Consider the following 8,872-nt stretch of genomic DNA (forward strand, 5'->3'; position numbering starts at 1 on the left):
GTATTATTAACCACACTTTACTATTGCCAACAACCTTGTTCATCACCGCATCAGCACATCACCGCATTAGCACAGGCAAACCGAATGACACCCATCGCAAAATGAAAGGTGATATTAACAATTGGATTTCCCGTCTCTTCTTTCATCGTATTATTAACCACACTTTACTATTGCCAACAACCTTGTTCATCACCGCATCAGCACATCACCGCATTAGCACATCAACTCACGGTGCTACCATTCACCACTTCCTCACTCGGACTCACAAAACACAACTTCCCATCCGCATCTTCAGCCATCAGGATCATGCCTTGAGACATGATGCCCCTTAGCTTGCGGGGCGCCAAATTTACCAAAATAAGCACTTTCTTCCCAATGATTTCTTCCGCCTTGTAATGTTCGGCGATACCGGATACAACGGTGCGCTGGTCCAGACCGGTATCCACCTTCAGCTTCAGAAGCTTGTCCGTTTCAGGGACCTTCTCCGCTTCCAGAATCGTAGCCGTGCGGATGTCTACCTTGGTGAAGTCGTCAAAAACGATCTCTGCTTTGGCTGCCATAACATTGGACTTTTGGGGTTTGTTCTTGTTCAGTTTGTCTTTTTGTGCCTGCATGGCCTCATCTTCTATCTTCTCGAACAGCAGTGTCGTGGTTCCCAGTGTATGACCGGATTCCAGCAATGCCATGGTGCCTGCCTTGTCCCATGCCGTTGCCGGTAAGTTTAACATGGTGGCCAGTTGGTTGGCGGTGTTCGGCAGGAAAGGTTTCATCACGACGGCCAGGGCTGCTGCAATCTGCAGAGAAGTATGCATGACCTGGGCCACCCTGTCCGGATCCGTTTTGAATACCTTCCATGGCTCGTTATCGGCCAGGTATTTATTTCCGATCCGCGCCAGCTGCATCGCTTCGGTCAGCGCTTCCCGGAAACGGAAACCCTCAATGGCTCTTCCTACCTTTTCCGGAATGGCTTTGCATTGTTCCAGGATCGCTTTGTCTTCCGCATTTTCTTTTCCACCTGACGGAACCTTTCCGTCGAAATATTTTCCGGTAAGTACCAGGGCCCGGTTTACAAAGTTTCCGAAGATGGCCACCAGTTCGTTGTTGTTGCGTGCCTGGAAGTCATCCCAGGTGAATTCGCTGTCCTTCATTTCCGGGGCGATGGACGTTAACACATAGCGCAACACATCTTCCTTGCCAGAAAAATCATCCAGGTACTCATGCAACCATACCGCATGGTTGCGGGAGGTGGAGATCTTATCCCCTTCCAGGTTTAGGAACTCATTGGCCGGAACATTCACCGGCAGGTTGTACCCACCGTGTAATTTCAGGATGATCGGGAAGATGATGCAATGGAAAACGATGTTGTCCTTGCCGATGAAGTGAACCAGCTCGCAGTTTTCATCTTTCCACCATTCTTCCCAGTTGGCCTTGTTGTCAAGGGCCCATTGTTTGGTCGCCGAGATGTAACCGATGGGTGCGTCCAGCCATACGTAAAGCACTTTTCCTTCTGCATTTTCCAGGGGCACTTTCACGCCCCAGTCCAGGTCACGGGTCATGGCGCGGGACTGCAAGCCTCCGTCCAGCCAGGACTTGCACTGGCCCAGCACCGGCTTTTTCCATTTGGAAGGATCGTGGTGTGTCTTGCCCTCCAGTTTGCCGGTATTGATCCATTCCTTCATCCATTCCTCTTCCTTTTGCATGGGCAGGTACCAGTGACTGGTTTCTTTCAGTACAGGTGGTTTACCACTGAGGGTGGAGATGGGATTGATGAGGTCGGTGGGGTTGAGGCTGCTGCCGCATTTTTCACACTGGTCACCATAGGCCCTGTCGTGGCCACATTTCGGACAGGTGCCTGTGACATATCGGTCTGCCAGGAACTGGTTGAATTCCTGGTCGTAGAATTGTTCCGAAGAGATTCGCTCGAACACCCCCTTGTCGTTCAGGGTGGTGAAGAATTCCGCAGCGGTCTCGTGGTGGAGCGGGGACGAGGTCCGGTGGTATATGTCGAAGGACATCCCGAAACGCTCGAACGTCTTTTTGTTCAGCTCATGATACTTGTCGACGATCTCCTGGGGGGTGGTGTTTTCTTTTCTTGCCTGGATGGTGATGGCCGCACCATGCTCGTCGGAACCGCAAACGTAAAGCACGTCCTTGCCCCTCAGTCGCAGGTAACGGACGTAGATGTCCGCCGGCAGATAAGCCCCTGCGATGTGACCGATGTGAAGCGGTCCGTTCGCATAAGGCAGTGCGGAGGTGATGATATGGCGTTTCGGTTGGCTCAAGGCCCTGTTTTCGTATCTTTCGGCAAAGATAACAAGTTAGCCCACATCCATGCGGATCACCCCTCTCTCGTTATGGTGAGTGGATGGATCGTGAGTAAAGCGAACTACAATGATGGAACATTTGCTTCTCGATAAGAAATCTATTCGTTTCCTTAAAGATAATTCTACCGATTGGGGCGAATTGGCTAGGGATTGTGTATGTTTTGCTAACGCTCAAGGAGGAAAGATTCTTATTGGGATTGAAGATAATGAAGAAATTCCGCCGCAAAATCAGCGGATATCTGATCGGAATGTTCCTGAAAGAATTCAAAAGCAGATTAATCAGCGGACATTGAATGTTGCAGTTTCTGTACAAATTCTTACCGCTGATAACGGAGCTGAATTTATAGAGATTCAAGTTTTTCGAAGTGCTCAAAGTATTGCTTCCACGACCGATGGCAAGTATTTTGTTCGTGTTTCTGATGAATGTAAACCGGTTCCGCCTGATGAAATGGCACGTCTTGCAGCTGACAAAAATGCTTTTGTTTGGGAGGAGCAAGCTAATCGGAGAGTTCCAACTTCCCGAATCGATAATGAGAAGTTGGATAATCTTATAAGGGACCTGAGAATATCGGATCGGGTGAGTGGATTTATAAAAGGCAAGACGGTTGAGGAATTGATGGAGTATTATTTCTTATCAAAGGAGAGTTACCTAACTAATCTTGGTATATTATGGATTGGGCAACGCCAAGATCGGGCGAATTTACTCTTTCCTCCTGCCATTCAAGTGATACGTTATAATGATCGTGATGAAAAGATATGGAAAATGGCATTGGATGATTATGTAATGAACCCGAAGGAACTTCTCGAAAAGATTGTTAATGATATTCCTTATTGGAAGGAAAGTGTTGAAATTTCAGACGGCGTTTTTAGGAAGAATATTCATTTTTTCCCGATAGAGGTGATCCGAGAATTGGTGGCAAATGCATTAGTACATAGAACTTATACAACCAGGGGTGATATTTTTATCAACCTGTTTCCGGATCGATTAGAGGTGCATAGTCCTGGGAGGTTGCCTTATGGTGTAACCCCACAAAATGTTCTAAGTCAATCTGTGAGGAGGAATGAGCACCTTTCAAAGATATTCTATGATTTATCCCTAATGGAAAAAGAAGGTAGTGGTTTTGATCTTATATATGAACTACTGTTAGGTTCGGGTAAGCCAATACCTATTGTTGAAGAAGGGGATGACAGAGTAGTGGTTACTGTTCAAAAACAATTTGTAAACAAAGAGGTGGTAAAGTTGATGGATAAGGCAAACAGGGAATATCAGTTGAGACAGAAAGAGATCATTGCCATGGGACTTATTGCTCAAAAAGGCTCTTTGACAACGACTGAACTTTCAAAAGTTCTAAACCAGAACGATGAAGTGGGGCTTAGGCATTGGCTAGGGAGGCTTATCGAATTAGGACTAGTTGAAAGTACAGGAAGAACTAAGGGAACGGAATACTTTGTTAACCCTAAATATCTTAAACGGTTGAATTTTAAAGGGCGTACTACTTTAAAAACGATCGAGAGACATAGACTTAAAGAGCTTATTTACCGTGACCTATCCATATATCCAGAAAGTTCAATAGGGGAAATTAATTCCAGGATAGGTAAAGAAATATCAAGGGTTAAAATCAAGCAGGAATTAGATTCAATGCTTGAGAACCACGAAATAATTAAAAGAGGAGAAAGAAGATGGAGAAGGTACTCTATCAATAAACCTTTGTGATATAAGCAATAGATTGTTGATAGATTGTTGATAGAAATACAGCAATAATCTGATTATTAGGATATTATATTGTATGAGGTCTATTGGCAAAAGGACTTTAATAAAAGCTCATGCGGATCACCCCTCTCTCGTTACAAAAAGGCGACACCATTGGCATCGCTGCCACGGCACGAAAAGTGTCGGAACAGGAGGTTCAGGCGGCATCGGACATCCTGCGGGGATGGGGACTCAACGTCATTCATGCCCCCGGACTATTTGCTGAAGAGCATCAGCTGGCCGGAAGTGATTCCAACCGAAGCCGGGGCTTTCAGGCGCTGCTGGAAGATAACGAGGTAAAGGCCGTTCTGTGCGCTCGCGGCGGATATGGTACAGTACGCATGGTGGATCAGGTAGACTGGAATGTCCTGCAAAACAACCCCAAATGGATCATCGGTTTCAGTGACGCAACCGTTCTGCACAGTCATATTCATCAACATACCACTTTAAAGAGTTTACACGGACCAATGGCGCTTACCTTGCCCGATACCACACCTGATGCCATGGAAGACCTCAGACGTGTTCTGTTCGGTGAGCCGTTGGCATACGATCTGCCGGACCATCCGCTGAATAGAAAAGGACAGGCATCCGGTGAGTTGATCGGTGGCAATCTCTCGGTGTTGTACAGCCTGATCGGTTCACCATCCGATGTGGATACGAAAGGAAAGATCCTGTTCCTGGAAGACCTGGATGAATACCTCTACCACATTGACCGCATGATGACCAATCTTCGCCGCGGCGGTAAACTGGCGGGCCTGTCCGGACTCATGATCGGCGGGATGACCCAGATGAATGATCATGCCATTCCCTTTGGTCGCGATGCGGAGCAGATCATTGCAGAAGCTGTGAACGATATTGATTTTCCCGTTTGTTTCGGATTTCCGGCCGGTCACCTGGCAAATAATCATCCCATCATTATTGGTTGTGAGGTAGAAATGCAGGTAGATGACGATGTTCGTGTTACCTTTGCATCCTGATTATGGCAGACCACAACGAACTTGGCAAACAAGGCGAAAGCATGGCCCTCGAATACCTGAGGCAGAAAGGCTATGATATCCTTGAGTGCAATTGGGTGCATGGCAGGGAAGAGGTGGACATCATCGCACGAACGAAGGAGTTTCTGGTGATCGTGGAGGTGAAGGCCAGGCAGACCAACGCATTCGGGGAACCGGAAGCCTTTGTGACCAGGAAGAAGCAAAAACACCTGGTTTCCGCTGCCGATGCTTATGTGCAGGAGAATGACCTGGATTGTGAGACCCGGTTTGATATTATCTCGGTGCTTTTTAAGAATGGCCATGGCCAGGTCAGCCATATTGAAGATGCATTTTATCCAACGCTATAAGAAAGCCGGTCCCATGAGGGCCACATCATCATGAACAAAGGAAACCGAAATAATAAGCCGGGTAAACCGGGACGTCCTGACGGAGGAAGAAAAGAAGGAGAACGCAAAAGTCCTGCACGTCCTGCCAAACGATCGGATGCACGTCCGAAACGGGACGACCGAAAGAGGGATGAAGGCAGCCGTGACGGTAAGCGCCCTTACCCGAAGCCAGCTTCCGGAGATGATCGGAACCGTGATGGTAAAAGGCCATATCCGAAGCCAAATCCCAGACCATCATCACGGGATGATCGACGCGGGAGTGATGACCGCAAAAGCGATGATAGCCGCGGAGAAAAACGTCCGTATCCACGACCAGCCTCCAGGGACGGTAAACCCGGAGCAGGAGGATACAAGGGCCGTAGCCCGTACCCAAGGTCTACGCCAAGACCGCGGCCGGTGAAGTCGGAGTCGGACGATGTTCGTTTGAATAAATTTCTTGCCAATTCAGGACTGTGTTCGCGTCGCGAAGCCGATGAGTTGATCCGTACAGGCCTCGTGAGTGTGAACGGGGTAGTAGTCACCGAACTGGGTTCCAAAGTGAAGCCCACCGATGAGGTGCGCTACGACGGCCGTGTCCTGAAGGGTGAGAAACCGGTTTATGTGGTGTTGAATAAACCCAAGGATTTTGTCACCACCGTGAAGGATCCGAAGGAACGCAAAACCGTGATGCAACTGGTGAAGAATGCCGGACGTGAACGTATCTATCCCGTCGGTCGACTGGACCGCCAGACAACCGGTGTGCTGATGTTCACCAACGACGGGGATCTGGCTGAAAGACTGACCCATCCACGTTACGGTGCCCGCAAGATCTACCATGTTCACCTGGATAACCCTTTGGAAAAGGCAGACTTCGATCAGATCAAAAAGGGTATTTACCTGGAAGAAGGGAAGGTGGTCGTGGATGAGATCGCCCTGGTTGGGGATGGCAACGACCGCACCCAGGTGGGTCTGGAAATACACATCGGATGGAACCGTGTGGTGCGAAGAATCTTCGAGAAACTCGGTTATAAGGTCATCAAGCTGGATCGTGTGATGTTTGCCGGCCTGACCAAAAAGGACCTGTCACGTGGCCAGTGGCGCTACCTCACTTCCAGGGAGATCAATATGCTGAAAAGCCACGGGGAATGCTGACAAAATGGTTTGAGGTTTAAAGTTTAAGGTTCGTCCAACGTTAAACTTTGAACCTTAAACTGTTTACTTTTTTCTGTCGGTAGAGTAGTGTACCAACCGTTCCAGTGATTCCCTTGCTTCGTTTTCAGGGAAGGTCATCAGAACTTCCAGGGCCTTGTCGCGATAGATGTTCATTTGCTCCCTGGCATATTCAATGCCGCCTGATGCGATCACAAAGTTGATGACATCCTGCACCTTCTTACGGTTGGTGTTGTGGTTTTTTACAATGTTGATGACACGCCGCTTGTCTTCCGATTTGGCATTTGACAGCGCATAGATCAGCGGAAGGGTCATCTTTTTTTCCTTGATATCGATGCCGGTGGGCTTACCAATCTCATCCTTCAGGTTGTAATCCATCAGGTCATCTTTGATCTGAAAGGCAATTCCGGCATATTCCCCGAAGGAGGCCATGCGGTCGATCGCTTCCTTATCCGCATCAGCGGCAGCAGCTCCACAGGCACATGCCGAAGAGATCAGTGATGCTGTCTTTTTACGGATGATCTCAAAATAGATGCCCTCTTCAATATCCAGTTTGCGTGCTTTCTCAATCTGTAAAAGTTCACCTTCGCTCATTTCCTTGACAGCATTCGACACAATGCGCAGCAAGTCGAAGTCGCTGTTGTCAATGGAGAGCAGGAGTCCTTTGGACAGCAGATAATCTCCCACCAATACGGCGATCTTGTTCTTCCAAAGAGCATTCACAGAGAACAGGCCCCTGCGTATGTTGGCGTCATCCACCACATCATCGTGTACCAGAGTGGCCGTATGCAGTAGTTCGATCAGGGCAGCGGCACGGTATGTTCTGTCGTTTACTCCATTGTTGAGTTTACCGGACAGCAACACAAACATGGGCCGCATCTGTTTGCCTTTCCGCTTAACAATGTAATGCGTGATCTTGTCCAGCAGTGGAACGGAACTCCGTATCGACTTTCGGAAGCGGAGTTCAAACTCCTCCATTTCCCGGAGGACAGGTTTTTTGATGGTCTCAAGTACAGGCATAGCAACGATGTGAAAGTACGAAATCTTGATCAGGCAGCGCCTTTGTCGCCCAGTTTATTCGCCAGTTGACCGCACGCAGCGTCGATGTCCTTGCCGCGACTGCGGCGCACATGTACATTCACCCCTTTACGCTCCAGCACGGCGATGAACCGGTCCAAACGTTCCGGGGTGGTCTGCTGAAACGCTACCCCGTCCACATGGTTGTACTCGATGATGTTCACCCTGGCCGGAATGCGGCCGCAATACCGGGCCAGTTGCAATGCGTCTTCCTCGGTGTCATTGAAGTCTTTAAATACGAGGTATTCAAATGTGATCCGGTTGCCTGTTTTCTGATAGAAATATTGCAGCGCATCCATCAGGGTTTCCAGGGTGTTCTGGTCATTGATCGGCATGACCTGGCTGCGTTTTTCGTCGTTGGCAGCATGCAATGACAGGGCCAGATTGAAACGTACCGCATCATCGCCCAACCGTTTGATCATTTTGGCAATGCCGGCAGTGGACACGGTAATCCGTTTTGGCGACATATTTAATCCATCCGGTGCGGTTAACCGGTCGATGCCTTCCAGAACGCCACGGTAGTTCAGGAGTGGTTCTCCCATGCCCATAAAAACAATGTTGGTGAGCGGATGTTCATGGTATTTTCTCGCCGTCTGATCCAGGGCCACCACCTGATCGTAAATCTCACCGGCGGTAAGGTTGCGAAGGCGGTCCAGCTTCCCTGTGGCACAGAAGGCGCAGGTGAGACTGCAGCCTACCTGGGAAGAAACACATGCGGTCATCCGGTCATCAGCCGGTATCATGACCCCTTCGATGAGGTGGTGATCATGCAGACGGAAAGCGGCTTTGACCGTACCATCATCACTCAGCTGCTCCTTGTATGTTTCGATGGGTAAGATGGTAAACTCCTTGTCCAGGGCTTCCCTAAGGGCAACGGAAAGATTGGTGAATGCGGAGATGGAACGGGCGGACTTCTTCCATAACCATTCATACACCTGCGCTGCGCGGTACGAGGCTTCTCCGAGGTCAGAGAATTTCTGTTTGAGCTCGTCCAGCGACAACGTTCGGATATCCGTCTTTTGTGATGCGCCTGCTTCTGATTTCATCCTGCAAAGATACGGTGCAGAAAGCAATCCGTTCGTCAGCGTCAAGCCGTAACCCAAATTTATTCAATAGAAAATTTTCTATTGAATAGCGATTAAGAAAATCAACCTTTCCGGTCCGTACTTCGTGCATCCGAAAAGTGATTTT

Annotated in this window: 7 protein-coding genes; 4 read left to right on the forward strand and 3 right to left on the reverse strand. The window is 48.8% G+C overall.

Annotation, left to right across the window (positions count from 1 at the left end):
- Positions 1 to 221 precede the first annotated feature (221 nt).
- Positions 222 to 2,282, reverse strand: a complete 2,061-nt coding sequence (gene metG / locus KDD36_13795; protein MCB0397723.1) for a methionine--tRNA ligase — start codon at positions 2,280 to 2,282, stop codon at positions 222 to 224.
- Positions 2,283 to 2,391: 109 nt separating this feature from the next.
- Between metG and KDD36_13800 the strand changes: the two genes are divergently transcribed.
- The 4 genes from KDD36_13800 (at position 2,392) to KDD36_13815 (ending at position 6,586) form a co-directional block, all read left to right on the forward strand.
- Positions 2,392 to 4,038, forward strand: coding sequence for a putative DNA binding domain-containing protein (locus KDD36_13800; protein MCB0397724.1), 1,647 nt, complete (start codon positions 2,392 to 2,394; stop codon positions 4,036 to 4,038).
- A 110-nt stretch (positions 4,039 to 4,148) separates the two neighbouring features.
- A complete protein-coding gene (locus KDD36_13805) occupies positions 4,149 to 5,051 on the forward strand; it encodes an LD-carboxypeptidase (protein MCB0397725.1) in 903 nt (300 codons plus the stop codon).
- A gap of 2 nt (positions 5,052 to 5,053) precedes the next feature.
- Entirely contained in the window at positions 5,054 to 5,416 is a 363-nt protein-coding gene (locus KDD36_13810) for a YraN family protein (GenBank protein ID MCB0397726.1), read from the forward strand.
- 30 nt (positions 5,417 to 5,446) lie between these two features.
- The gene (locus KDD36_13815; GenBank protein MCB0397727.1) at positions 5,447 to 6,586 is read left to right on the forward strand and encodes a pseudouridine synthase; all 1,140 of its coding nucleotides are present in this window, start codon (positions 5,447 to 5,449) and stop codon (positions 6,584 to 6,586) included.
- A 63-nt stretch (positions 6,587 to 6,649) separates the two neighbouring features.
- On the opposite strand, the gene KDD36_13820 is transcribed toward KDD36_13815, so the two are convergent.
- Both KDD36_13820 and rlmN read right to left on the reverse strand, forming a co-directional pair.
- Positions 6,650 to 7,624, reverse strand: a complete 975-nt coding sequence (locus tag KDD36_13820; protein ID MCB0397728.1) for a polyprenyl synthetase family protein — start codon at positions 7,622 to 7,624, stop codon at positions 6,650 to 6,652.
- A gap of 29 nt (positions 7,625 to 7,653) precedes the next feature.
- Complete coding sequence (gene rlmN / locus KDD36_13825; GenBank protein MCB0397729.1) at positions 7,654 to 8,727, reverse strand: 23S rRNA (adenine(2503)-C(2))-methyltransferase RlmN; 1,074 nt, start codon at positions 8,725 to 8,727, stop codon at positions 7,654 to 7,656.
- Positions 8,728 to 8,872: the final 145 nt, after the last annotated feature.

The organism is Flavobacteriales bacterium, from assembly GCA_020435415.1.
Classification (GTDB): domain Bacteria; phylum Bacteroidota; class Bacteroidia; order JACJYZ01; family JACJYZ01; genus JACJYZ01.